20 protein-coding genes are annotated in these 23,761 nt (G+C 75.9%); 8 read left to right on the plus strand and 12 right to left on the minus strand.

Annotation, left to right across the window (positions count from 1 at the left end; genetic code table 11):
- Window positions 1-21: 21 nt before the first annotated feature.
- From ACLWS4_RS00605 to ACLWS4_RS00640, 8 genes are all read right to left on the minus strand, one after another.
- Window positions 22-900: a type II secretion system F family protein gene (locus ACLWS4_RS00605; protein ID WP_049658133.1), complete on the minus strand. Its 879-nt coding sequence runs from the start codon at window positions 898-900 to the stop codon at window positions 22-24.
- The gene (locus ACLWS4_RS00610; protein WP_416873286.1) at window positions 897-1,862 is read right to left on the minus strand and encodes a type II secretion system F family protein; all 966 of its coding nucleotides are present in this window, start codon (window positions 1,860-1,862) and stop codon (window positions 897-899) included. Before ACLWS4_RS00610 ends, ACLWS4_RS00605 begins: the two co-directional genes overlap by 4 nt.
- Window positions 1,862-3,502 carry a CpaF family protein gene (locus tag ACLWS4_RS00615; protein WP_388047906.1) on the minus strand — a complete coding sequence of 547 codons (1,641 nt, stop codon included), beginning with the start codon at window positions 3,500-3,502 and terminating at the stop codon, window positions 1,862-1,864. Before ACLWS4_RS00615 ends, ACLWS4_RS00610 begins: the two co-directional genes overlap by 1 nt.
- Entirely contained in the window at window positions 3,492-4,916 is a 1,425-nt protein-coding gene (locus ACLWS4_RS00620) for a hypothetical protein (RefSeq protein ID WP_416873026.1), read from the minus strand. The genes ACLWS4_RS00615 and ACLWS4_RS00620 overlap by 11 nt, the downstream gene beginning before the upstream one ends.
- The gene (locus ACLWS4_RS00625; protein ID WP_117492594.1) at window positions 4,916-5,767 is read right to left on the minus strand and encodes an SAF domain-containing protein; all 852 of its coding nucleotides are present in this window, start codon (window positions 5,765-5,767) and stop codon (window positions 4,916-4,918) included. Before ACLWS4_RS00625 ends, ACLWS4_RS00620 begins: the two co-directional genes overlap by 1 nt.
- A gap of 100 nt (window positions 5,768-5,867) precedes the next feature.
- Window positions 5,868-6,815 carry a hypothetical protein gene (locus ACLWS4_RS00630; RefSeq protein WP_049658834.1) on the minus strand — a complete coding sequence of 316 codons (948 nt, stop codon included), beginning with the start codon at window positions 6,813-6,815 and terminating at the stop codon, window positions 5,868-5,870.
- Window positions 6,809-7,432 (minus strand): hypothetical protein, encoded by a 624-nt coding sequence (locus ACLWS4_RS00635; protein ID WP_143204635.1) that lies wholly within the window; start codon window positions 7,430-7,432, stop codon window positions 6,809-6,811. The genes ACLWS4_RS00630 and ACLWS4_RS00635 overlap by 7 nt, the downstream gene beginning before the upstream one ends.
- 137 nt (window positions 7,433-7,569) lie before the next feature.
- Window positions 7,570-8,460, minus strand: a complete 891-nt coding sequence (locus tag ACLWS4_RS00640; protein WP_049658838.1) for a hypothetical protein — start codon at window positions 8,458-8,460, stop codon at window positions 7,570-7,572.
- Window positions 8,461-8,577: 117 nt separating this feature from the next.
- On the opposite strand from ACLWS4_RS00640, the gene ACLWS4_RS00645 reads away from it, so the two are divergent.
- The 3 genes from ACLWS4_RS00645 to ACLWS4_RS00655 all read left to right on the plus strand — a co-directional run bounded on the left by ACLWS4_RS00645 (window position 8,578) and on the right by ACLWS4_RS00655 (window position 11,166).
- Window positions 8,578-9,078 (plus strand): pyridoxamine 5'-phosphate oxidase family protein, encoded by a 501-nt coding sequence (locus tag ACLWS4_RS00645; RefSeq protein WP_416873027.1) that lies wholly within the window; start codon window positions 8,578-8,580, stop codon window positions 9,076-9,078.
- 75 nt (window positions 9,079-9,153) lie between these two features.
- Window positions 9,154-9,606 carry a MaoC family dehydratase gene (locus tag ACLWS4_RS00650; RefSeq protein ID WP_416873028.1) on the plus strand — a complete coding sequence of 151 codons (453 nt, stop codon included), beginning with the start codon at window positions 9,154-9,156 and terminating at the stop codon, window positions 9,604-9,606.
- Between the two features lie 351 nt (window positions 9,607-9,957).
- Window positions 9,958-11,166, plus strand: coding sequence for an MBL fold metallo-hydrolase (locus tag ACLWS4_RS00655; protein ID WP_416873287.1), 1,209 nt, complete (start codon window positions 9,958-9,960; stop codon window positions 11,164-11,166).
- 84 nt (window positions 11,167-11,250) lie between these two features.
- On the opposite strand, the gene ACLWS4_RS00660 is transcribed toward ACLWS4_RS00655, so the two are convergent.
- Window positions 11,251-13,980 carry a DUF6493 family protein gene (locus ACLWS4_RS00660; protein WP_416873029.1) on the minus strand — a complete coding sequence of 910 codons (2,730 nt, stop codon included), beginning with the start codon at window positions 13,978-13,980 and terminating at the stop codon, window positions 11,251-11,253.
- Window positions 13,977-15,362: an SWIM zinc finger family protein gene (locus ACLWS4_RS00665; RefSeq protein ID WP_416873030.1), complete on the minus strand. Its 1,386-nt coding sequence runs from the start codon at window positions 15,360-15,362 to the stop codon at window positions 13,977-13,979. Before ACLWS4_RS00665 ends, ACLWS4_RS00660 begins: the two co-directional genes overlap by 4 nt.
- Window positions 15,363-15,547: 185 nt before the next feature.
- On the opposite strand from ACLWS4_RS00665, the gene ACLWS4_RS00670 reads away from it, so the two are divergent.
- Both ACLWS4_RS00670 and ACLWS4_RS00675 read left to right on the plus strand, forming a co-directional pair.
- Window positions 15,548-16,456 (plus strand): acyl-CoA thioesterase, encoded by a 909-nt coding sequence (locus ACLWS4_RS00670; protein ID WP_416873031.1) that lies wholly within the window; start codon window positions 15,548-15,550, stop codon window positions 16,454-16,456.
- Between the two features lie 111 nt (window positions 16,457-16,567).
- Window positions 16,568-17,218 (plus strand): TetR/AcrR family transcriptional regulator, encoded by a 651-nt coding sequence (locus tag ACLWS4_RS00675; RefSeq protein ID WP_063780393.1) that lies wholly within the window; start codon window positions 16,568-16,570, stop codon window positions 17,216-17,218.
- 62 nt (window positions 17,219-17,280) lie between these two features.
- Here the strand turns inward: ACLWS4_RS00675 and ACLWS4_RS00680 are convergent, their stop codons facing one another.
- The gene (locus ACLWS4_RS00680; protein WP_416873032.1) at window positions 17,281-18,711 is read right to left on the minus strand and encodes a sulfite oxidase; all 1,431 of its coding nucleotides are present in this window, start codon (window positions 18,709-18,711) and stop codon (window positions 17,281-17,283) included.
- A 719-nt stretch (window positions 18,712-19,430) separates the two neighbouring features.
- On the opposite strand from ACLWS4_RS00680, the gene ACLWS4_RS00685 reads away from it, so the two are divergent.
- From ACLWS4_RS00685 to ACLWS4_RS00695, 3 genes are all read left to right on the plus strand, one after another.
- Window positions 19,431-19,862 (plus strand): MerR family transcriptional regulator, encoded by a 432-nt coding sequence (locus tag ACLWS4_RS00685; RefSeq protein ID WP_063780401.1) that lies wholly within the window; start codon window positions 19,431-19,433, stop codon window positions 19,860-19,862.
- Between the two features lie 134 nt (window positions 19,863-19,996).
- Window positions 19,997-21,628 carry a BCCT family transporter gene (locus ACLWS4_RS00690; protein WP_049659793.1) on the plus strand — a complete coding sequence of 544 codons (1,632 nt, stop codon included), beginning with the start codon at window positions 19,997-19,999 and terminating at the stop codon, window positions 21,626-21,628.
- 120 nt (window positions 21,629-21,748) lie between these two features.
- On the plus strand, window positions 21,749-21,928 hold the full coding sequence (locus ACLWS4_RS00695; protein WP_049659792.1) for a hypothetical protein: 180 nt from the start codon (window positions 21,749-21,751) through the stop codon (window positions 21,926-21,928).
- Window positions 21,929-22,043: 115 nt separating this feature from the next.
- Here ACLWS4_RS00695 and ACLWS4_RS00700 read toward each other — a convergent pair whose 3' ends face one another.
- The gene (locus ACLWS4_RS00700) at window positions 22,044-23,597 is read right to left on the minus strand and encodes a DUF2398 family protein (RefSeq protein WP_416873033.1); all 1,554 of its coding nucleotides are present in this window, start codon (window positions 23,595-23,597) and stop codon (window positions 22,044-22,046) included.
- Window positions 23,598-23,761: the final 164 nt, after the last annotated feature.

The raw sequence follows: 23,761 nt of genomic DNA on the forward strand, positions 1-23,761 counted from the left end.
TCGACTGCTCTGGGACGGCTGTCAGTTGAGCATCTGGTGCAGCGCGGGGAAGACGATCAGGACGGTCATCAGCAGGGTCAGGGCGGCCCCGGGCGCGACCATCCGCTCGCTGTCGGCGTTCGCGCGGGCGAGGTCCTCGGCGAGCAGTTCCCCGCGCAGGCCCTTGGCCCGGGCCCGCAGGGTGTCGTACACGGCGGCGCCGTCGTTGCCGGACAGCCGCATGATGTCGGCCACGTCCTGGAGCGGGCTGAGCCCCAACTCCTCGGCCAGCGCGTCGAGTCCGGCCCACGGCGGGAGCCGGTCGGTGGCCGCGCGCTCCAGCGCGTCGCGGATCCGCCGGAACACCGCGCCCCGCCCGACCGCGGCGGCCCGGCGCAGCGCCTCGGCGGGGCCGCAGTCGGCGGCCCGCTCCATCGCGACGAGCTCCAGGTAGGCGGCGATGCCGTGCAGGTACTCGGTGCGCGCCTCCTTGGCCTCGCCGCGCACGACGGCGTCCGGGACGAACCAGAGCAGTCCGGCCAGCAGCGGCCCGGCGACCAGCGGCAGGGCGAACGGCAGGCCGACGCCCATCAGCACGGCCATCGCGCCCAGGTAGGCGGGCAGCAGCAGGCCGAGCGCGGAGAACAGCAGCTTGTGCACCATGAACCGGGCCGGGGTGCGGCCGATCAGGGCGAGCTCGCGGCGCGGGACGGAGACCCCGCGCAGGTGGACGGACCGCTCGCCGATCCGGTCGTACCAGCGGGGCCGCTCGTCCGGGTCCTGCTCGCGGTCGGCGGGGGTGGCGTGCAGCCGGTCCAGCGCCTGGCGCAGGTCCGGTGGCGCCGGCCGCAGTTCGGCGACCAGGAGGGCGAGGCCGCCGGCCGCGGCGGCGCCGGCCAGCACGGACCAGGGGGAGATCATCGGACCTCCCCGAGCTGCTCGACCGGCTCCGGCCCGGTCGGCGCGGCGGTGGTCCGCCGTCCGCTCCTGCTGCGCCGGTCGGGCGTCAGCAGCCGGGGCACCGGCGGGTGGGAGGCCAGCGCCCGCATCCAGGCGATGATCGCCACGAACAGGGCGGCGACCACGGCGAGCACCACCTGGCCGAGGAAGGTCCCGTACGGCCGGGTGTACTCGGTGTTGAAGGAGCCGACGGTGACGACCAGCACGATGATGCCGACCAGCCAGCGGATGGTGGTCCGGTGCTTGGCCCGGTCGGCCTCGATGGCGCGGCGCTGGCGGACCTCCTCGCGCACCGAGTCGGCCATGTCGGAGAGCGTTCGGGCCAGGCCGGGGCCGCTGTCCCCGGCCCGCAGCACGAGCGCGGCGAGCACCTTGTCGGCGGTGGCGTCGGCGAGGCTGTCGGCGAAGGCGCGCAGCGCCTCCTCGGGCCGCCAGCGGGCCTGCAGCCGGGCGGCCAGCTCGCCGATCTCGTCCTCCAGGGCGGCCGGGGCGGTGCGCCGGCTGGTGACGATGGCCTGGTTGAGGCCGACCCCGAGCAGCAGCACGTCGGCGATCCGCTGGGTCCACTCGGAGAGCGCCTCCAGCCGCTCGATCCGGTGGGTGTCCGGGCGGGTGGTGTCGAACAGCCAGGGCAGGCCGAAGACGGCCAGCGGCACCAGCAGCGCGGTCAGCGGGATGCCGGTGAACAGCCAGGCCAGCGGCGCGCCGGCGAGCGCCAGCGGCAGCTGGACGCGGCGCAGCCGCACCATCCGGTGCCCGGCCGTCCCGGGCGCGCCGTACCAGAACACGTGGAGCCGGCCGGCCAGCGGGTTGACCGCCCGCTCGGCCTCGTCCTCGTCGCCGGGCTCGCTGCCGCGGGCCCAGAGCGCCAGGGCGACCATGCCACCCGCGACCGCCAGCCCGCACAGGGCGAAGAGCAGCATCACCGGGTGCCACCGCCGATCCGCAGCTGCAGCGGGGTGGCCCAACTCCCGTACCGGGAGCCGAGCAGCGAGGCGTCGAAGCCGGCCCGGCGCAGGTCGTCCAGGCACTGCGGCGGGGTGTGCGGGACGGCCCGCGGCTCGCCGAGGTCCGGCCGGGGGCCGAAGACGGTGTTCAGCGCGGGCCGGCCGCTCTCCCCGAGGCCGGTGACCTCCAGGACGTGGGAGACGAAGCGGTGCCGGCGGCCGCCGACGGCGGTCTCGTCGACCATGGTGACGTGCACGATGAGGTCCAGGGCGTTGGCGGTGAGCCGGTAGGCGAGTGAGTCGGTCATGTGCGAGCCGTACTCCAGGCAGAGTTCGGCGATGCGGTCGACGACCATGTGCGGGCCGCGGGCGTGCAGGGTGCACATCGAGCCGCCCTCGCCGTTGGTCATCACCCGCAGCATCGGGACGACCTCGCCGGAGCGGACCTCCCCGACGATGATCCGGGAGAGCGTCATCCGCAGCGCGGCCGGGATGAGGTCGCCGAGGGTCAACTCCCCGGCCAGGCGCCCCTCGACGCGCTCGCCGTTGCCCTCGCGGGCCTCCATCGGGACGACCTGGCGCAGGTGGCCGAGGGTGTGCAGCCAGAGTTCGAACTCCGACTCCAGGGTGCCGATCCGCTCGTCCGGCGGGATCTCGGCGGCCATCGCGCGCAGCAGGCTGGTCTTGCCGACGCCCTGGGTGCCGGTGATCATCACGTTCTTCCGGGCCCGGATCGCGGCGGCCAGGAAGGCGGCCAAGGTGGCGTCCAGGGTGCCGAGTTCGACCATCTCGGGGAGCGTCGCGGAGGCCACCCGGTGGCGCCGGATCGCCACGTACGGGCGGGGCGTCACCTCGGTGAGCGCCTGGAGGCGCATGCCGCCCTCCAGGCGCAGCGCGAGGGTCGGGCTGGCGGTGGACAGGCTGCGCTCGCCGCCGCCGTGCTGGCGGGCCAGGTCCTGGAGCAGTTCGACGAGTTCGGCGTCGCTGTCGGCCACCGGCGGTACCTGGCGCAGGGGTTGGTGCACCTTGGAGACCCAGACGTCGTCGCAGCCGTTGATCAGGATGTTCTCGATCTCCGGGTCGTCCAGATAGGGCTGGAGCCGGCCGGCCCGGAACAGCAGGTCGAAGACGGCCTCGGCGAGGGCGCGGTCCTGATCCCGGGTGGGCGGGATGCCGTGGGTCTGGGCGTACGCGTCGGACCACCGGGCGACGGCCTCCTCGATCAGCGCCCGGCCGCGCTGGCGGCGGGTGGCGCGGTCCGGCTCGGAGCCGGAGGAGAGCGTCAACCGGGTGATCTGCTGGTGCAGTTCGGCCGCGACCTGGCGCTTGAGCTCGCGGGCGACCTGCGGGTCCACGACGGGCCGGGTGGCGGAGCCGCGCAGGTCCAGCGAGGGCAGCTGGGAGGGCACGGCGGTGGGCCCGGCGGCCGCACCGGGCGGGACGGGCTGCGGCGCGACGGGCTGCGCCGTACCGGGCTGCGGCGCGACCGGGCCGGGCTGGTACCCGTGCGCCGGGGCGACCGGACCGGTCACCGGCGCGGGCCCGGGCACCGGCCCCGCCCAGGGCAGCGCGGCCGGATCGGCGGTGGGACGCTGGTGCAGGGGGCTACCGCGCACGGAGCACCTCCCCGGGGTCGTGCGGGTACGGCCCGTTCACGTTTTCCTGACTGTCTGTCACAAATGGCTGCTGGAGCGGGTACTGGTCGTCCTGATCGCCGTACGGGGCGGACTGGACGTGCGCCGGGAACGGCGCCGGTGCGGCCGGCTGCGGCGCCAGGCCGGCCAGCGGCGCCACCGGTCCGGTGGTGATCACCGGCGGGACGGGCTGCGGCGGGGCGTACGAGGGCTGCTCGCCCTCGGCCGTCCCGTAGCCGGAGCGGCCGGGCCCGGAGCGGCCGTGGGCCGCCGCACCGTACGGGCCCGGCGGGTACGGTCCCTGCCCATGCGGGGTCTGCGGGTACGGGCCCTGCGCCTGCGGGCCCGGCGCGTACGGGGTCTGGCCGTGACCGCCCTGCCCGTACCCCGGCCGGCCGCCCGGACCGTACGCCGACTGCCCGTACGGGCCCGGCGCGGGCGCGGGCATCGACGGCTGCGGCGCCATCGGCACGGGCGGGGTCGGTATCGGCGGTGCCGGGGCCTGGGCCGCCGGCATCGGAGCGGCCGGGACCGGCGGCGTCGGCACCGCCGCCGCGACCGGGCCCGCGACCGGGCCGCCCGCCGTCAGCTGGGCGGGCGCCGCGCCCGGCGCGAGCCGTTGGCGCCGGCGGCGGACCAGCAGCTGCACCTCGTCCGCCGCCGAGCGCGCCGTGCGCATCAGCTCCGAGCGGATGAACCGCCGGTCGGTGGTGTCCCCGCCGTCGGAGAGCACCTTCGCCGTCCGGGGGGCGTGCGGCAGCACCCCGAGCACCGGCAGCCCGAGCTCCCGGGTCACCTCCGCCCGGGCGTACGGCCCCTCGGCGACCAGCAGCAGCCCGAGCGCGTCCGCGCCGGTGCCGGCGGCGGCCAGGTCCTCGGTCAGGGCGGCGAGTCGGGGCCGGACCGCGCTCAGCCCGCGCAGCGTGGTGCGCACCGTCGCCACCACCGCGTCGGCGCGGCGGGCCAGCACCGCGCTGTGGCCGGTGGCGCCGGAGCGGCCGAGGTCCACGATGACGTCGTAGCCCTGCTGTTCCACGCCGTGCAGCAGTTCGGCGAGCGGCTCCCAGGTGTAGGCGAGGCCGGGCGCCTGGGTGGGGTCGGTCAGCCCGGGCAGCAGCAGCCGTTCGGCGTTGCCCTCGGGCGAGAGGTCGATCAGCTGCTCCCAGATGGTCTGCGCGAGCAGCCCGCGCCGGTCGGCGACGGCCAGGTTGCGCAACCCGTACACCGCCTCGACCCGGCCCTCCAGGGCGCCGGCGAGCACCGCGCCGCCGTCCGGGTCGGCCTCGACCAGCAGGATCCGCCGACCGGGCGGCAGCGGCCAGGACAGCAGCAGTGCCAGGGCGGTGGTGGTGGCTCCCGGTGCGCCCGGGCCGCCGACCACCGCGATCACGGCCATCAGGCGCCGCCCGTCGCGGCCGGTCCCCCGGACGTGGCGGCACCCGGCGTGGTCGCCCCGGGGGTAGGAGCGGCGGGGGCGGGGGCAGCCGAGGGCGCACCGCTCGGCGCCGGGTTCGGCGCGGCGCCGCCCGCCGCCCCGCCGCGCGGCGCGAGCAGCACCTGGATCCGCCCGCTCGCCACCCACTGCGCCAGCCGGGGCCCGTCCGCGGTGCCGACCGCCACGTCGATCACCTGGCTGCCGTCGGTGTCCACCCGGCCGACGGTGATCACCGTGGCGGGCAGCGAGTCGGCCCGGCCGTTGTCGGGGGTGAAGACGACGACCAGCTGCACGCCGGGCTGGAGCCGGCTGGCGGGCAGCTGGCTGCGCTTGGCCGACACCCCGACCACGATCTGCCCGGGCTGCACCGACAGTCCCTGCGCGAGGTCGGCCCCGGTGAGCATCGCGCCGCGCTTGAGGTCGGTGGCGGCCCGCATGCCGACCGCCTTCGTCCGGTCCTGGGCCGCCAGCGGGTGCAGCGCCGGGTCCCCCGCGATCCGGGCGACCACCAGGTCGTCCTCGGTGATCACCTGCCCCCACGGCACGTCCCGGGCCAGCGCCAGCACCGCGACCCGCTGGCCGGTGCTGTTGTAGAGGACGGCCCCGCCCAGCCCGCCGGCCGCGATCAGCGCGACCGCCATCGCCAGCACCGCCGGGCGCCGCCGCCGCGCCCGCATGGTCCGCCCGGGCGCGTGCGGCAGCCCCCGGCCCTTGCCCGGGCCGCCCTGCTCCGGCTGCTCCGGGAGTGCCACGGACGCCGCCGCGCCCGCGGAGGTGCCGGATCCCGGCGTCGCGAACGTACGGTTCTCCACCGGGTTCCGCCCTTCCCTCGTTCGTCTCTGGCTCGTCCGGCTCGTCCGGCCGGTCTGGCTCTTCTGGCTGGTCAGTGCGCGGATCGCCGCGCCGGAGCGCTCAGTTGAGCACCTGCATCTCGGCGACCTTGAGCTCGAAGGGCTTGCTGCTCTGGTTGATGCCCGGGATGGTGAACTTCCGCGGGTTCGGCCCGCCGGTGACCACCACGGCGGCCTCCCAGTGCATCGTCACCGTGGCGCTGAAGACGCCGTTCTTCTCACGGGCCGAGCTGGTCCTGAACTCGTAGCCGCAGTCCGGGGACTTCGCGTCGCCGTACGCGGGGACGTACGGCGTGCCGGGCGTGGTGCAGGAGGTCTGGAGGTGGTCGCCGAAGCTCCAGTCCGCCTTCACCAGCCGGGGCGTGACGGTGACCGAGATGCCCGCGACCGACGCGTTGCCCGGTGCGGGCAGCGCGGCGTCGTCCGCCCAGAGCCAGACCGGGGCGTTGACCACCGCCGTTTTCTGGGGCGCGGCCCGGCCCACCGGGGGCCGGAAGCGGACCCGGTCGTAGGCGGTCTGGATGGCCGTGGCCTCCGCGTTGACGTTCTGCCCGTCCGGCGAGGTGGGCTCGAATACGACCTCGGCGCCGCCCAGGCCCCCGTCGGTCTGCGGGCAGACCTTCGTGTAGAGCGAGCCGTCCTTCGGGTCGTGGCCGCCCCAGGCCGGGTCGCCGGCGGCCGGCGGGTTGTCCAGCGGGCGGAAGTAGCAGCCCTTGTCGCTGCTGAACCAGCCCAGCTGGGGGTCGTGGCAGGCCCAGGGGACGTCGTGGTAGCTGCACAGCTGCGGGCCGGTGCCCGAACCGCCGCCACCGCCGGGCTTCGATCCGCCGGGCGTCGTGGTCGTCCCCCCGGAATTGACGTCCACGCAGATCACGTTCGGGTAGCACTGCTCGGCCCCGCCGCTCGGCGGTTCGTCCGCGGTCGCACCCACCGCCGAGGACAGCAGCAACCCGGCCGACATCGACGCGACGACCGAGATTCGCCGGGCCGGTTTCCGCGCGTTCAGCATGTCCGATCCACCTCCCGTTTGAAGTCGTAGATCAACCAATGTGCTTGGAACCAGCGCAGCGAAGCGGTTCCGACGTACCGGTTCAGGCGTGCTCCGGGATCCTTGGCGGCCCCGGTGACGGCATCGACGCGGTGCCAGCCGGACAGGTCGACGCAGTCCTCGATCACGGCGGTCTGCGGATCGGCTTTCAGGTCGACGGTCTTGACCACCGCGGAATTGCGCGGCGTTCCGGTCATCACCACTTTGGCGTCGCGCAGTTGCCGGAGGCTGACCAGGCTGTCGGACAGCGCCCGACCGGAGGAGTACTGCTCCAGTCCGTAACCGTCCGAATCCGACCGCCCGAACGTCTCGGCCTGGGCCTGCCACCAGTCCTGATACGCCTTCAGGGCCAGCCGTGCCATGGCCCCTTCCGGACCGCTGGTCGGCGCGATCGAATCGTTTGCCGAACCACTCGAAGGAGTTAGCGGGTTCACTCCCGCGACGGTGGGCGCGGCCGACCCGATGCGATCGACGGAACCGCCCGCACCACCGCCCGCACAAGCACCGAGCAGCAACACCAGAACCGCCCCACCGACCCCAACCGCCCCAGGGCGCAACACATTTCCGCGCTGCCGCATGGCCCCACCTCATTGCGACCGACCTGATCCGTGATCCACGGCCGCCAGGAGAATTCCGCCGTCCCACCGGTGTTTCCGCTGGGGATCGATTCTTCGCCAACCCACCCCATCACGGCAACACCTCAGGCCCCCTGACCTTACGCGGAAGGCGGTTCCGTCGGGGCACTTTCCCGCCACAGAACGGCCAACAGTTCTTCGGAAAGCGACAATCCGGCCAATGCGCCCCGAACCGCGGCCCGATTGCGCATCAGGAGCCGCCCGGCGTGCGGCGGAACGAGCAGGCGCGCGCCAGGCGCACCCGAACTACCGGCCGGTTCCCCGCCGTCCGTCAGCGCGGCCACGGCCGGCTGGAGATCGAGCGGGGAGACGGCCGCGGGGGCACCCGGGACGCCCTCGCGCAGGACGGTGGTCAGGGCCCGGCTGAACGAGCCCTCCCCGCCCGGCAGGACGGCGTCCCGGCCTCGTCTGCCCGGGGCGTAGCGGCTGCCCGGGCTGTAGCGGCCGATCCGGCCCCACAGCGGGACCCGCGAGTAGCTCAGCAGTTCGCCCGCGCCGTCCTCGCCGCGCTCCAGCGCCGCCCAGGCGTCCCGGTCGACCGCCGCGTCGACCAGCAGCAGCGCCTCCTCCTGGTCCCCGTGCACCATCGCGCTGACCACCCAGTCCCAGGCCAGGCCCCGGCGGTAGGCGTTGTCGGCGGTGCTGCCGGCGGTGACCAGGGCGAGCCGGCGGCCCCGCGGATCGGCCACCAGCTGGCCGACCAGGCAGACCAGCAGCCAGCGGCCGGGGTGCAGGGCGGCGTCCCGGACGGCGGTGAGCATCGCGTTGGCGTCCGCGTCCGGCGGCACCGTGGTGACCCGGCAGCCGGCCGCGCCGGTGTCGAAGCACATCCCGGGCAGCACCTCGGCGAGCAGCCGGGCACCGTCCGGCGCGAGCGCCGCACCCCCGAAGGCCCGGTCGGGCCCGCCGTCCGCCCCGATCACCACCAGATCGACCCCGCCCGCCATCCGGCCGTCCCCCTCCTGCACCATTTCTCCACCCGCCGGGCAGGCTACCGCCCCGGACGGCCGCCGACGGGGCTCCCGGCCCGTCCGCTCAGGGACCATGGGCCCTATCGATGCGGGCACCGACCGAGGACGATCGGACGCATGGAGCGTGAGGACCGTGTGGAGACCCTGAGCGAGGCCGAGTGCCTGCGGCTGCTCAGCACCGTGCCCGTCGGGCGCGTGGTGTACACCGAGCACGCGCTGCCGGCCGTCCTGCCGGTCTCCTTCGAGGTCCTGGACGGGCGGCTGGTGCTCGCCGTACGCCGGGGAAGTGCCACCGCGCGCGGGCTGGACGGCACGGTGGTGGCCTTCCAGGCTGATCTGCTGGACCCGGTCACCCGCACCGGGTGGAGCGTACTGGTGCACGGGCGGGCCGACGTGGTGAGCGACCCCGAGCAGGTCAGGCGGGTGCTGCGCTCCGGCCTGCGGCCGTGGGTGGGCGATCCGGAGCCGCTGTTCGTGGCGCTGGTGCCGGAGCTGGTGAGCGGCCGCCGGCTGTTCCCGACCGGACCGGGCACCCCGGGGCGCCAGACACGACGGCCGACGAGCGCGGGGCCCGTGAGGACCGGCCCCGTGAACACCGGTTTCCCGCTCGGCTCCTGACAGATACCGATGGGTAGGCATACGCTTCCGGCGTCCTGATCCCTCCCCGGGTCCGTCCCCCACCAGGAGCGCACCGTGACGACCTTCGCCTCCCTCGCCGAGCTGACCGCCGCCGTCGGCACCGAGCTGGGCACCAGCCAGTGGCACACCATCGAGCAGCGGCAGATCGACCTGTTCGCCGAGGCGACCGGTGACCACCAGTGGATCCACGTGGACCCGGAGCGGGCCAAGGAGAGCCAGTTCGGCTCGACCATCGCGCACGGCTACCTGACCCAGTCGATGATCCCGGTGCTGGCGAAGGAGTGCTACGCCGTCGAAGGCGTGCGGATGGCGCTGAACTACGGCTCCGACAAGGTGCGCTTCCCCACGCCGGTGCCGGTGGGCACGGCGGTCCGGGCCACCGCCGAGCTGCTCTCGGCGACCGAGGTGCCGGGCGGGGTCCAGGCGGTGGTGCGGTTCACCGTGACCAGTGAGCGGAGCGCCAAGCCGCACTGCGTCGCGGAGACGATCACCCGCTTCTACGCCTGACGGAGGGCGGACCGACGGGCGCTCGGACCCGCGCTCCACTCGGCGCGGGCCCGCGCCGGGCCGAACCCGGGCACCGGCCCGGGCCGCCCTCCCCGGGTACGCCGATTGGACCGCGCGGGGCTCTCCACCAGGTCCGGACGGCCCACGGCGAGTAATCTCCGACGAGATGGTTGTCGTATCGCAGCAGCCCCACCCGCCGCTGTGCTGCGCGCCCCGGCACGCCCGGTAGCCGTGACCGTCCCTGGAGGAGCCGTGCCCCGCCCCGCCCCGTGGTTCTCCCGCCTCGCCGGTCTGACGTCGCAGCTCGCCCCGCCGTCCGCCGGCCCCGCGGCCGAGCGCGCCGTCCCCGGGCTGGCCGGACTGCCCCGGTCCGCCTGGCACCGGATCCGGACCGACGCCTTCGGCGCCGAGCCCCGGGGCGAACGGCTGGCCCGCATCCGCCGCTCCCCGCACTTCGCCGACGGCGCCTTCCGCAACCCGGTGCCGACCCGCCGCCTGGTGTACGAGCGCAGCCCGCTGGAGATCCCCCGGGCCCAGCTGACCGGGGACAAGACCCGCCGGACGCCGACCGCCGCCGTCCCGGTGCACCGGCTGCTCCCTGTCGACCTGGCCGCGCCGCCCCGGTCCGGGCTGCGGCTGACCTGGCTGGGGCACGCCACGGTCCTGGCCGAGATCGACGGACGGCGGGTGCTGCTCGACCCGGTCTGGGGAGAGCGCTGCTCCCCCTTCTCCTGGACCGGCCCCAAGCGGCTGCACCCGGTGCCGCTGCCGCTGTCCGAACTCGGGCCGGTGGACGTGGTCGTGATCTCCCACGACCACTACGACCACCTCGACATGGGCACCGTCCGGGCGCTGATCGGGACGGGCGCGGCGTTCGCCGTCCCGCTCGGGGTCGGGGCGCACCTGGAGCACTGGGGCGTACCGGCCGAGCGGATCGTCGAACTGGACTGGTGGGAGTCGGCCGAGGTCGCCGGGCTGACCCTGACCGCCACTCCGGCCCGCCACTACTGCAGCCGCGGGCCGCGCACCAGCACGCTGTTCCTGTGGGCGTCCTGGGTGGTGGCCGGCGGCGGACGGCGGATCTTCCACAGCGGGGACACCGGCTACTTCCCCGGCTTCGCCGAGATCGGCCGCCGGCTCGGCCCGTTCGACGCGACGATGATGCAGGTCGGCGCGTACAGCGACTTCTGGCCCGAGGTGCACATGACCCCCGAGGAGGGCGTGCGGGCGCACCTGGACCTGGGCGGCGAGCTGCTGCTGCCGATCCACTGGTGCACCTTCAACCTCGCACCGCACCCCTGGGAGGAGCCCGCCGAGCGGGTGGTCGCCGCCGCCCAGACGCTCGGCGCCCGGCTCGCGGTGCCCCGCCCCGGCAAGCCCTTCGAACCGGCCGCCCCGCCCGCTCTGCGGCTGTGGTGGCGCGCCGTCGCCGCCGGCCCGCACGGCGTCCCGCCGCTGGTCGGCGAGCGGCCGGAGGAGGCGGTGGCCGAAGCCGGGGCAACCGGGGCGCGCGAACAGACGACGACTTTCAGCGAACAGATTTCAAAATCTGTTCGCTGAAAGTCGTCTTCTGAAAGCTGTTCGCCGAAAACCGTCGACTGAGAGCTGTCAGCCGCAAGCCGCCACCCGGCCCGCGCCGCCCCCTCAGCCCGCGAGGACGTCCCGCAGCGCCCGGGCCTCCTTGACCACCCGGCCCGAGCCTCCGCGTTCGGCCGCCGCCGTCACCTCGGCGACCGGCCCGCGGGCCCCGGTGCGCCGGGCGCAGTCAGCGGCCAGCGCGACCAGGTCGCCCAGCCCGCGCGCCGACTGGTCGGCCTCACCCAGCAGGCCCGGCAGGGCCGCCCCGAGCACCGACCAGACCGTCGCCCGGGCACCAGTCTCCGCCGCCGTGGTGAGCGCCGCCCCCAGCCGGCCGGCCATCACCGTGCCGCAGGCCACCAGGGCGCCGAGCTCGCGGCCGAGCAGCGCGCCGTCCAGCTCGCCGCGCGCGGCGAGCACCAGCAGGGCGTCCACCGCCGCCGTCCGGTCCTCGGCGTGCCGGGAGCCCAGGCCGTACGCCAGCGCGAGGTGCAGCGCGAGCCCGGCCGGGCCGCCGGCCTCGGCGAGCAGCGGGAGGTAGCGGGCGGCGCCGCGCTCGTCCTGGTCGGCGCCCCCGGCGAAGGGGTCGAGCCAGCGCGCGGCCAGCTCCTCCCGGTGCCAGGGGAGCATCGCGAACCAGTGCGCGACGGGCCGCCACGTCCAGCCGTACACCGTGCGGGCCCGGGCGACGCTGGGCTCGGTGCCGTCCAACAGGGCCCGCGGCTCGGCCGGGAGCCGCTCGCCGCCCGGCCCCTTCGGTCCGGCGCCGATGCCCGGCTGGGCGACGGCGATCCGCTCGACCTCCTCCCACCAGCGGTCCCCGTGCACGTTGGTGTGCCGCACCCCCTTGCCGGGCGCGAACACCACCCGCTCGGAGGGCTGCCCGGGCAGGCCGCCGGTGCGCAGCCAGTGCGCCAGCCACCGCCCGGCCGGGGAGGTGAGCGCCTCGGCGGCCTTCAGCACCGCCTCCTGGGCCCGCACGTCGACCCGCAGCAGGGCCTGGGACAGGTCGGCCTTCCCCGGTTTGACGCCCGCCGCCTCGTACCCGGCGAGCCGCTCGACCAGTTCGGCCGCGTCCAGTGCGCCGGTGGCGTCGGTCGGGGTGGCGAGCAGGTACGGCAGCCCGGCGTGGTGGACCTGCCAGGCGGCCTCCTCCAGGCGGGCGGCGAGGACGGCCCCGTGCACGGTGGTGTGCGCTCCGCGCAGCACGGAGCGGCCCTTGCGGCCGAGGTAGTCCCAGACCTTCCACGGCGGCGTCTCCCCGGCCACCGCGGCCACCGCGGCCACCACGTAGAGGATCTCCCGGGGCGTGCAGTCGCCCACGCTGTTGGTGCCGCGCCACGGGTGCACCCGGCGGACCGGCTCCACCGCCTCGGCCAGCGCCCTCCGGTCCAGGCGGGTGAGCCGGACCAGCCCGTCCAGCACCCGCTCGAAGTCCGCCACGGCGGGCTCCTCCGAGGCGAGCAGGGCGGACAGCTCCTCCGCGAGTTCCACCGCCGAGCCGATCGGGGCGCCGAGCGGGCGCGGTTCGGGGGCCGGCGGGAGGAAGGCGTTCCACCCGGTGTCCGGGTCGTCCCCGTCGCCGCCGACCGGCGCGCCGAGCAGTTCGCCCGCGCGCAGGTGGTGGGCCGGGTTCAGCCCCTCGGCGGCGGTCCGCAGCTCCGCCACCACCGCCTCCCCCGCCGCCTTGAGGTGCCGGGCCACCACGTTCAGCGCCCGTTCCTGGAGGGCCGCGTCGGGGTGCCCGAAGGCCTCGGCCGCGGCCAGTACCACCGGGCCGGAGCGCCCGGGCGCGCGCCGGGCGGCCTTGTCCAGCCAGGCCAGCTGGGCGCGGACCAGCTTCTTCTCCGTCCGGAACAGCACCACCGCCGAGGCCTCGGCGAGCACCTCGGGCTCGATCAGGCCGGCCTCGTCCAGCCCGGCGAGCACCTCCTGGGCGTGCCCGGCGAGCACCGACTGGCCGTCCAGCAGCGCCACCAGGTCGCGCACCCGGGCCGCGTACTCGGCCGGTGTCGGGCCGAGCGCCCGCAGCACCTCCAGGAGGGCCCGCTGGTCGGCCGGCTTGCCGCCGCGCAGCAGCCGGGCCAGGCAGCGGTCGAGCAGCTCGGCCCGGTCGACCAGGCCGGCCGCGGCCAGTTCGCCGATCGCCTCGGTCCAGACGTCGCCGGGGCGCGGGCTGTGCCGGTGCGTCAGCTGCCAGCCGACGTCCGCGAGTTCGAGCAGCTCGGGCAGCAGCACCGGGGTGAAGGCGTCCTGGCGCAGCTTCTCGGCCAGCGTCGGACGCGCGCCGCGGCTGCCGAAGTCGCTCACGCGGTCCGTCCAGCCCCGGACGAAGGTCTCGCCGCGCGGCACCTCGCAGCCGGTGCGCCGGACCACGGCCTCCATCACCGGGTACATCGACCAGCCCTGGTTGCGCACCGGCCGGACGGCGAGCCGGGTGACCACCTCGACCTGCCACTCCACCGGCTGCGCCTCGACGACCTGGTGCAGCACGGAGTTCCGGGCCCAGTCGCGGACGCCGAAGTCGCTGCCGGCCAGCCAGGTGGCGGCGGCGGCCGGGCCGGAGTGGCAGCCGGCCCCGGCCACCAGCAGGCGTCCCCTGGTCTCGGTCGCCTCCCGGGACCACTCCTGGCGCAGCTCCTTGCGCAGCGCCTTGAGCGCGGTCAGGGCGGCCCGCCGCTGGGCCGCGTCCAGCCCGGCCAGCAGCTCCGGTATCCGTGCCAGCCGCCCGGACCGGACGGTCGTCAGCAGCTCGTCGACCGGCCCCTGCCGGTCGGCCCCCTCCACCGTGCTCACGCTCCGGCCCCCTTCGTCCCCGCCGCCCCGGCGGCCGTCTCCCGCACCATGCCGACCGCGAGCGCGTGCTTGCACGGCCCGCGTCCGCCCCGGTACTTGCCCCACCACAGGCAGGTGCAGCTCAGCCGCCCCGACTCGTCCGTCCGCACCCGCTGGATGTGCTCGTCCACCGTGACGACGGCCGTCGCCCCGCCCTCCTCCAGCCGCACGGCGCCCGCCTCGACCAGTGCCCGGGCGGCCCGCAGCCGGGGGTTGGCCGCCTCGGCCCGCCCGGCGTCGTACGGGAGCTGCCGGTGGAAGTACGCGGCCTCGGCGGTGTCGTAGCCGATCTGCCCGGCGGTGCCCAGCCGGGTGAGCGCGGCGCGGACCCGCTCGGGGCTCAGCCCGGACTGGGCGGCGAGGTCCCCGACCTCGATCCGGGGCTCCCAGGCGAGCAGCACCGCGATCAGTTCGGCGTCCCGTTCGGCCGTGCCGGTGGCGAGCGCGTCGAGCACCCCGCCCTCGCCGGAGAAGCCCCGGGCGGCGTCGGGCGACAGCGTCAGGGTCAGCCGCATGCCGGGCAGCACCGCCTCCCAGGCGGAGGCGGTCGGCTCCCCGGCCGCGACCGGCCCGTAGACCCGCAGGGCGAGCGCGTGCCGCAGCACCCGCTGGAGCGCCACCAGCCGGTCGGGCCCGGGCAGGCAGACCGCGCCGGGCACCGGCCGGGTGGTCGGCCGCAGCGTCCTCCCGGCCGGGACGACCCAGCCGACGCCGGCCCGCCCGCCGCGCGGCAGCGAGCGCAGGAACCGTACCGCCTCGGCGGCGGGCAGCTCGGCGCGCGGTTCGAAACCGGCGGCGACCACCTGGGTCTCGGCGAAGCCGCGCAGCCAGCGCTCCGGCAGCGGCACCTTCTTCTCGACCAGCGGGCCGTCGAAGGTGGTGACCTCCAGCGCGTCCGGCCCGACCGCGAGGTGCAGCGGGTCGGCCGGGCCGATCCTGGTCAGCGCCTCGCGCAGCGGGTTGTTGACGTCCACGTTGGTGGTGCCGTGGCCGATCTCGTCCCCGTCGAGCCCGGCCCCGAGCACGTCCAGCCGGGCGTAGACGCCGCAGCAGCCCGAGAAGGACTCGAAGCGCAGCCGGTCCCCGTTCGCGGTGACCACCGGGTCGAGCGAGGCACGCAGCCGCGGCTGGTAGTAGCGCGCGGCGGCGACGTCCGCGACCGCGAGCAGCGCGGCGGCGGCCGGCGCCGGATCGGCCAGGAAGCCCGCGAAGAAGCGCGGGTTGGCGGCGGCGCCGAGCGGGGTGGCGCCGCCGGAGGTGGCCAGGTCGAGGTGCCGGCCGTCGGCGCCGTCCAGGACGGCCGACGGGCGCAGATAGGCGTACGCGTGTGCGGATTGCGTCATGTCGAGCACGCTAGGTGAGGGCACTGACAATCCGTCGGGACGACCGCGGGGCGGCCCCGCCCCGGCCGGGCGCGGGGCCGGAACCGGGGATCGGACTGGAACGTGTTCTATGTCATCAGGCGAGCCCGCGGACGGCGTTACCCAGGTCACACCACCACACGGTTGGCTTCTGCCACTATGGCCTCGTGACCGACCTCACCGAACCGCACGTCCGGGCCGAACGGCGCGCCGTGCCGACCGCCCCGTTCGCCGAGCTGCTGGAGATCGAGCGGCTGGACGAGAACACGTTCCGGGGCTGCTGCCACGCCGGCGCCCCGATGCGCGCCTTCGGCGGCCATGTCGCCGCGCAGGCGCTCGTCGCCGCCGGGCGCACCTGCGAGGACGAGCGCCCGGTGCACTCGCTGCACGGCTACTTCCTGCTGCCGGGCACCCCGGGCCACCCGATCGACTACCTGGTCGAGCGGGTCCGCGAGGGCCTGTCCTACACCACCCGCCGGGTGACGGCGCTCCAGCGGGGGAACGAGATCTTCACCCTCTCCGTCTCCTTCAAGCACCCCGAGCCGGCCGCCGACCGCCAGCGCCGGATCCCGCCGCTGCCGCACCCGGAGTCGCTGCCGAACGCCGTCGCCCTCCTGCCCGAGGAGGTCCGCCGGGGCTTCGCCGCGTCCGGCGGCTTCCGCGACCTCGACCTGCGGTTCGTCCCGGCGGACACCCCGGGGCTGCCGCCGGCCGTCCCCGGGCTGCTCCAGCAGTTCGTCTGGATGCGCACCGCCTCCCCGCTGCCGGACGGCGACCCGCTGCTGCACGCCGGCGCGCTCGCCTACCTGTCCGACCTCACCCTGGCCTCCACCGTCGGGCTGGACGTGCAGTCGAACTTCTTCCAGCGCACCGAGCCGCCCCGGCTGCTGATGGCCTCGCTGGACCACGCGATGTGGTTCCACCGCCCCTTCCGGGCCGACGAGTGGCTGCTGTTCGCCCAGCGCAGCCCGTCCTCCTCGGACGGCCGGGGCCTGGCGCTCGGCGAGTTCTACAACCTGGACGGCCGGCTGGTCGCCTCCGCCGTCCAGGAGGCGCTGGTCCGCGACCCGTCGTGACGCCCGAGGGCCCCTCGTCACACCTCCGGCACCCCGGTGACCGCCGGACGAACGGAAGGGGGCCGGACGGCGTCATACTCCTGAGCGGCCCCGGCCCGTATCATGGTGCGGGTGACCAAGGTTGACCTGTCACCACGGCCGGTGGAGGCGATGTCTCCGCGTCAGCTCGAACGCCGCGAAAGCCTGATCGCGGCCGCGCTCGCCCTGGTGAACGAGATCGGCGTCGAGCGTATGCAGATGAAACAAGTCTGCGAGCGGTCCGGAGTCGCCCTGGGGACGGCGTACCGCTACTTCTCCTCCAAGGACCACCTCCTGGCTGCGGCGATCGCCGAATGGCACCGCCTGCTGCTGGCCGACCTGGTGGCCGAGCTGCGCGGACCGAGGGCCGGGCTCGGGGCCACCGACCGGGCCGTCCGGTTCGTCCGGGGCGGGATGCGGGCCTACCAGCGGCAGCCCGAACTCGCCCGGCTACGGGTGGCCGTGGCCGCCTCCACCGACCCCTTCGCCAGCGAGGCCCTGCAGGGCATGGCCCGGGCCGACAGCACCGCTCTGCAAGCGGTGACGGCCGAGGTGCCGGCCGCCGCGAGCGACCTGGTGCGGCACATCGTGGCCCACGCCTGGCAGGGCGAGCTGACCGCCTGGGTGACCGGCCGCACCACCCTCGGGGACGCCCGGCGGCGCCTGGAGGACGTGGTGCGGCTGGTGCTGACCCCGTACGAGACGCGCTACCCGGCCCCGTACGAGGTCCAGTCCACCGGCTGAGCCGCGCCACGCCACGAGCCCCGGCGGCGGGGTCCGTGGCGGGGCTCGGACCGGCGCTCGGCTCAGACCACCGTCACCGGGTGGGCCACCACGGCACCGAACAGGTAGCCCTCCCGGTTGAACAGCGCCCGCTCGGGCTGGGTGTTCCCCCGGCGGTCCGTCGCGCGGGCGCGCAGCTCGTACGGGCCGGGCCGCCCGGGGCGCCAGTCGAAGCTCCAGCGCGTCCAGCCGTCAGCCCGCGGCTCGTCGCGCAGCTCGGCGCGCCGCCAGGTCCGGCCGCCGTCCGTGCTGACCTCGACCCGGCGCACCGCCGCCACGCCGGACCACGAGCGCCCGTGCAGCCGGTGCTCGCGGTCCGCCGCCAGCCGCGCTCCCGCGGCCAGCTCGAAGGCGCTCTTGACCACCTGGACGGTGAGCGGGTCGCCCCCGCCGGGCGGGTAGTCCGGGCCGAACATCCGGTAGAAGTCGGTGTTCCACGGCGAGTACAGCGGGTGGTCGGCGACCTCCACGCTGCCCACCCACTTGATCGAGGCGATGCCCACCCAGCCGGGCACCACCAGCCGGGCCGGGGCGCCGTGGTCCGGGGTCAGCGGCTCGCCGTTCATCTCGTACGCGAGCAGCACGTCGTCCAGCGCCTTGGCGATCGGCAGCGGGCGGCGCACCGGGCCGTAGTTGGTGCCGCCCGCGACGAAGTCCGGGTCCAGGCCGGTGGGCAGCACGTCCACCGCCGCCCCGGTCAGCCCGGCGGCCCGCAGCACCTCGGCCAGCCGGACGCCCCGCCAGCTCGCCGAGCCGACGCCGCCGAGCGTCCACGGCGTGCCCGGGACGGGCTGGCCCTGCTGGCCGGAGTAGTAGCTGCGGCCGTTGCCGGCGCACTCGATCAGCGCGCTGATCCGGGTGGACGGCAGCTCCCGCAGGTCGTCCAGGCCGAACTCGACCGGGCGCCCGGCCGTCGGGGCGCCGCGCAGGCCGCTGCCGAAGAGCCTGAGGCTCCAGGTGTCCGGGTCGATCAGCGGGGTGCTGGTGTGGTTGCGGACGAAGAACCGCTCCACCGGCACGTGGCGGCCGATGGCGGCGCCGCCGTCGGCGCCGCGGAAGGTGTCCCAGCGCGTCTCCGCGTTGGTGCCGTGCGGCACGAACCACTCGGCGGGCAGCGGTTTGACGATCCCGGGCACGGGCCCGGACGAGGTCCCGGACACCGCCCCGGACACCGCCCCGGGTGCCCCCTCGGCGGCCGCCCGGCCCGCGGTGACCAGGGGCGCGGCCGGGACCGGCGCGGCGAGCGCCCCGGCGGCGGAGGCCGCCCGCAGCAGCGTCCGGCGGTCCACGCCGTCGGCACGCGCGCCGTCCCGGGCGGCCCGCGTCGGCTCGGCCCGCCTCCGGTCGGCCCGGCTCCGATCGGTCTGCCTCCGGTCGGTCTGCCTCCGGTCGGCGGGCGTCGGATCGGCCGGTGTCGGGACTGCTTCGTTCGGGGTGCGGACCTCGTCGTCCATGAACGGCGTTCCTTCCGTTTCAGCGTGGTCGGTTTCGGCGCCGCGCGCGACCGCGGCCGCCGCTGGGGCCCACGGGCCGTCCTGGACGGGCTTCCGCTCCCCGGTCTGACCTACTCACCGGTGTGGACTCCTACCGTTCCCATTGTGTCGGCGAAACCCCGCCCCGCAGCGGAGCACCCCATGTCAGCCACCCCGCCCGCCCGGATCGTCCGGGGTCCCGGCCCGGAACCGCCGCTCGCCCACGGGGCCGGGGCCGGCGCCCGGACACCTTCGATCTGGCCGGATACCCGCTCGGCGCCGCCGTCGCCGTCCGGATCGCCACCCGCCGCCCCGGGCGGGTCCGCTCACTGCCACTGCTCGCCGGCGTGGCCGGGGCCCGGCCCGGTTGCGGACGCTCTCCGAGCTGTTCATCGACCTGGCCGACCGGCCGGACGAGCTCGCCCCGCTGCGGGAACATCCCAAGTCCCTGGTACCGGACGGCTTCCGGCAGCGGTTCCGGCCCGCCGCCCGGACCGACGTCCGCGCCGAACCGGCCGCGACAGCCGTCCCCGCCCTGGTCGCCGGCCGGGCTGATCCCCGGCGCGCGCCTGGCCGAACTCACCTGCGGGCACCAGCCGGTGGCCGGGGCGCCGCCCGAACTGCGCGACGTACTGCCGGAGTTCCTCACGAGCCGAGCCCCCCGGGGGAACACCCCGGCAGGCGGCGGCGTTCGCCCGGTCATGCGCATCGGAGAACTCGCCCGCCTGACCGGGGTGTCCACCCGCCTGCTCCGCTACTACGAGGAACAGGGCCTGCTCCGGCCGGACCGCACGGCGGCCGGGTACCGCGAGTACGGCGAGGAGGACACCGTCCGGGTGTGGCAGGTCCGCAGCCTGCTCGCGGCCGGTCTGAGCACCCGGGTGATCGCCGAGCTGCTGCCCTGCGCCACCGGTCCGGTCCCCGTCCTGGAGGCCTGCCCGGAGCTGCTCGCCATCCTGCGCGGCGAACTCGCCGACCTGGACTCCCGGATCGAGGACCTCAGCCGCAGCCGCCGGGCGCTCTCCCACTACCTCGCCACCGCGCGCGACTCCGGGCCCGACCACGGACGGCAGCACGGGCCCGGGCACCGGCACGACGACGGGCACGACTACGGCGAGGAGCAGGCGGCCTGACGGGACGTAGGTCCCGACCCCGCGCTTCCCCGGCGCGCCGTCCCTCCGCTCACGGAGCGGACTGGACATAGTGCGACATACAGCTTGAATCCGAGCGTGCCGACGCACGCCGAGTATGTCGAGGGGTCCATCCGATGAGCAGCCAGCCGCCCCAGTCCGACCAGCCCGTGGAGGAGCCCGACGAACCCGCCGCGACCCTTCCGGCCGACCGGGCGGTGTTCGGCATCGGCGCCGTCCTGGTCCTGGCGGTGGTCGCCTGGGGCGTCTTCGCCGAGGACTCGCTCGGCCGCACCTCCGACACCGCGCTCGGCTGGGTGCTGCACAACTTCGGTTGGCTGTTCGTGGTGGCCGCCGACGTCTTCCTGGCGCTCAGCGTGCTGCTCGCGTTCAGCCGCTTCGGCCGGATCCGGCTCGGCCGCGACGACGACGAGCCCGAGTTCTCCACCCTCGCCTGGATCGCCATGATGTTCAGCGCCGGGATGGGCATCGGCCTGATGTTCTACGGCGTCGGCGAGCCGCTCCAGCTCTTCGCCACCCCGCAGCCGGGCTCCGGCCTGGAGCCGCAGAGCGCGGCCGCCGCCCAGCAGGCCCTGGAGTTCTCGCTCTTCCACTGGACCCTGCACCCGTGGGCGATCTACGCGGTCGGCGGCCTGGCCCTCGCCTACACCACCTTCCGCAAGGGCCGGGGCAACCGGGTCTCCGCCGCCTTCGTCCCGCTGATCGGCCAGCGCGGCGCGGACGGCTGGGCCGGGCGGACGATCGACCTGCTGGCCGTGTTCGCCACCGTCTTCGGCTCCGCGACCAGCCTCGGCCTCGGCGCGCTCCAGGTCGCCGACGGGCTCGGCTACATCACCTCCGTCCGCAACACCCAGAACGCCCAGCTGATCATCATCGGCTCGCTGACCGCCGCGTTCGTGGTCTCCGCGTTCTCCGGGGTGCACAAGGGCGTGAAGTGGCTCTCCACGGCGAACGTCGTGCTGGCCTCGCTGATCATGGTCTTCGTCTTCGTGGTCGGCCCGACGGTGTTCGCCCTGGACGCGATCCCCTCCTCGGTCGGCGGCTACCTCTCCGACCTGCTCGGGATGTCCACCCAGACCGGCGCCTTCACCGACGAGAGCTGGCTCGGCTCCTGGACGATCTTCTACTGGGCCTGGTGGCTCTCCTGGGCGCCCTTCGTCGGCACCTTCATCGCGCGGATCTCGCGCGGCCGCACCATCCGGCAGTTCCTGCTCGGCGTGCTGCTGGTGCCCAGCGGGGCCACGGTCATCTGGTTCTGCGTGATGGGCGGCACCGCGATCCGGCTGTCCACCACCGGCGCGGCCGACCTGGTCGCGACCATCCCGCAGGGCCCGGAGGCCTCGCTGTTCGAGATGCTGCGCGCGCTGCCGCTCGGCTCGGTGACCAGCGTGGTCGCGGTGCTGCTGGTGATGACCTTCTTCATCACCAGCGCCGACTCGGCCTCGCTGGTGCTGGGCTCGCTCTCCAGCCGGGGCTCGCTGCACCCGCGCACCTGGCTGGTGGTGGTCTGGGGCGTGCTGATGGGCGGGGTCGCGGCGGCCCTGCTGCTGGCCGGCGGGCTCACCGCGCTCCAGAACGCGACGATCCTGGTCGCGCTGCCGTTCGTGGTCGTGATGCTGCTGCTGTGCGTCTCGCTGGTGAAGGAGCTCCGCGAGGACCCAGCCGCCGCCCCCGCCCGCTTCCACCCTCCGCACGGCCTGCGGGACGCCGTCCGGGAGGTCGTCGGCGAGTCGGGCACACGCCGCTGACCTGCGCGGACGCCCTGCCCGGTGACGGGTGGGGCGTACGCGGCCAACCGACGCCCAACCCCCGTCCGGACTTCACCCGCACGTACCGACCGTTCACGCCGCCCTGGAAACCTCCCTGTCATGAACGCCAGCCCTCAGGCGCCCTACCAGGAACCGCGCTTCCCCCTGCCCCAACGGCACCGCCGGCTGCTCGCCGTCACCGCCGTACTCACCTCCATCGCCCTCGGCACCCTGGGCGTCGGCGCCACCGTGGAAACCGTCGAACACGGCCCCCTCGCGAGCGCCTCCGCCAGCAAGTAGCCCCTGCTCCACCCAGCACCGCGGTCCCGTTCCGGGCCCGGTGCTTCTTGCTTTCCGCTCCCCGGCGGCGGAGCCGGGGCGGCACGGTGGGCGCCGCCGCCACGGCGGCGGTCCGCTACGCCGGCTGTCCGGGGCGGGAGTGGCGGCCGGTGCCGGGCGTGGGGTGGAGGTCGGGGGCCGGGGCGTAGCGCGCGGCCGGGGGGCGCAGGCGCCAGGCCGGGGGGCGGGTGGGGTGGGGGGTGGGGGTGATCAGGGCGAGGCGGTGGAGCACGTCGAGGGCGTCCCGCCGCAGGGCGGTGCGGTCGGCGAGGTAGCGGGCGGGGAGGCCGAACTCGTCCGCGATGTCGCCGAGGACGCCGTCTATCAGCGCGTCCGGGATCGGGACGTCGCCGGCCACCGGCTCGTCGGGCAGCGGGCGGACCTCCTCGACCAGGCGCTCGACCAGCAGCAGGGCGGCCTGGGTGAGGGTGCCCCCGCCGGGGAGGGCGAGGTCGGTGAGCTCGGCGGCCGGGTCGAGCAGCGCGACGCCCTCGGCCCGCAGTTCGGCCTCCAGTCCGAGGAACTCGGCGAGCGCCGCCGGTCCGCTGAGCCGGTGCTCGTCCAGCCAGGCGCGGTGGTCCTCGGGGAGGTCGGCGGCCAGGACGGCGGGCGTCTCGGCGAGCAGGCGGCGGACGGCGGTGGCGGGCTCGGCCTCGGCGGCGCGGCGGATCAGGTCGGCGGCGTCGTCGGCGAGGGCGGGCGGGCCGGCCGGGACGGCCCGGGCGAGTTCGCGGTCCACGGTCAGCACGAAGGAGTCGTCGGCCGGGCCCTCGGCCGGCAGCTCGCCGAGCACCTGCCAGCCGGCCAGCGCGGCCAGCGCCATGGCGAGGTCGGTCGGTTCGGCGGTGAGTTCGGGGGCGGCGGCGTTCATCGCGTCGAGCAGCCGCCGGTAGCCGAGCTCCTCCGGGGCGTCGACCAACAGGGCGAGCGCGAGGGCGAGTTGGGCGTACCCGGCCGGGGTGAACGGAGTGCCGGTGGCGGGGTGTTCGAGGCGGCGCGCGGCGCCGGGGCCCAGGCCGGCCTTGCAGAGCCGGGCGTGCCAGGGGCCGACCACGAGGCGGTAGCCGAGCAGGGTGTCGAAGCGCTCGGCGAGCCAGTCGCGGTGACGGCGGATCAGCGGGAAGCCGTCGGCGTGCGGGCCGGAGGCGGTGACCAGCGGGTGGGCGAGCAACAGCCGGGCGGCGATCCGGCGTTCGGCCGCCGGGAGCTCCTCGCCGGAACGATCCTGCGCCACGACGGTGGGCGGTGCCACCCGCGTGCGTTCGGGCCTGCGGTGCCGGCCCGGCCGGCCCGTCTTGGCCCCCGACCGGACGACGGGCAGGGCGGCGTCGTCGCGCCGGGCGCGGCGCAGTCCGCCCTCGGTGCGGTCCTCGCGGGGGCGTACGGGCGTGGCCAAGTGCGCGGTGGGGCCGTGCCACCAGCTGACGCCGGGATCGGCGGCGGGCTCGGCGGCGGTGCCGAGGTGGCGGGCGGGGTAGAGGCCGAAGGAGGCGGTGCAGAGGTCGTCGGCGGCGCCAGGGGTGGCGGCGGCGAACCAGTGGGCCAGGCGCAGCAGCCCCGGGTCGGGCGAGAGCGTCGTGTCGACGGCCGGAGCGGCCGACGCCTGCGGGCCGTCAGCACCGCTCCCCATGGCCGCCCCCGGCGTCCTGTCAGCAGGACCGGAGGAGCGGCCCGCGTCGGAACCAGAGGCACCACCGGCGTCGGGACCAGCCTCGGGACCGGCTTCGCGTACGGCGAGGACGGCGGCGGCGGTTCCCCGCCCTGCCCCGCCCGTGCGTCCGTCCGGCCTGCCGG

This window comes from Kitasatospora sp. SC0581, assembly GCF_048159585.1.
Lineage (GTDB): Bacteria > Actinomycetota > Actinomycetes > Streptomycetales > Streptomycetaceae > Kitasatospora.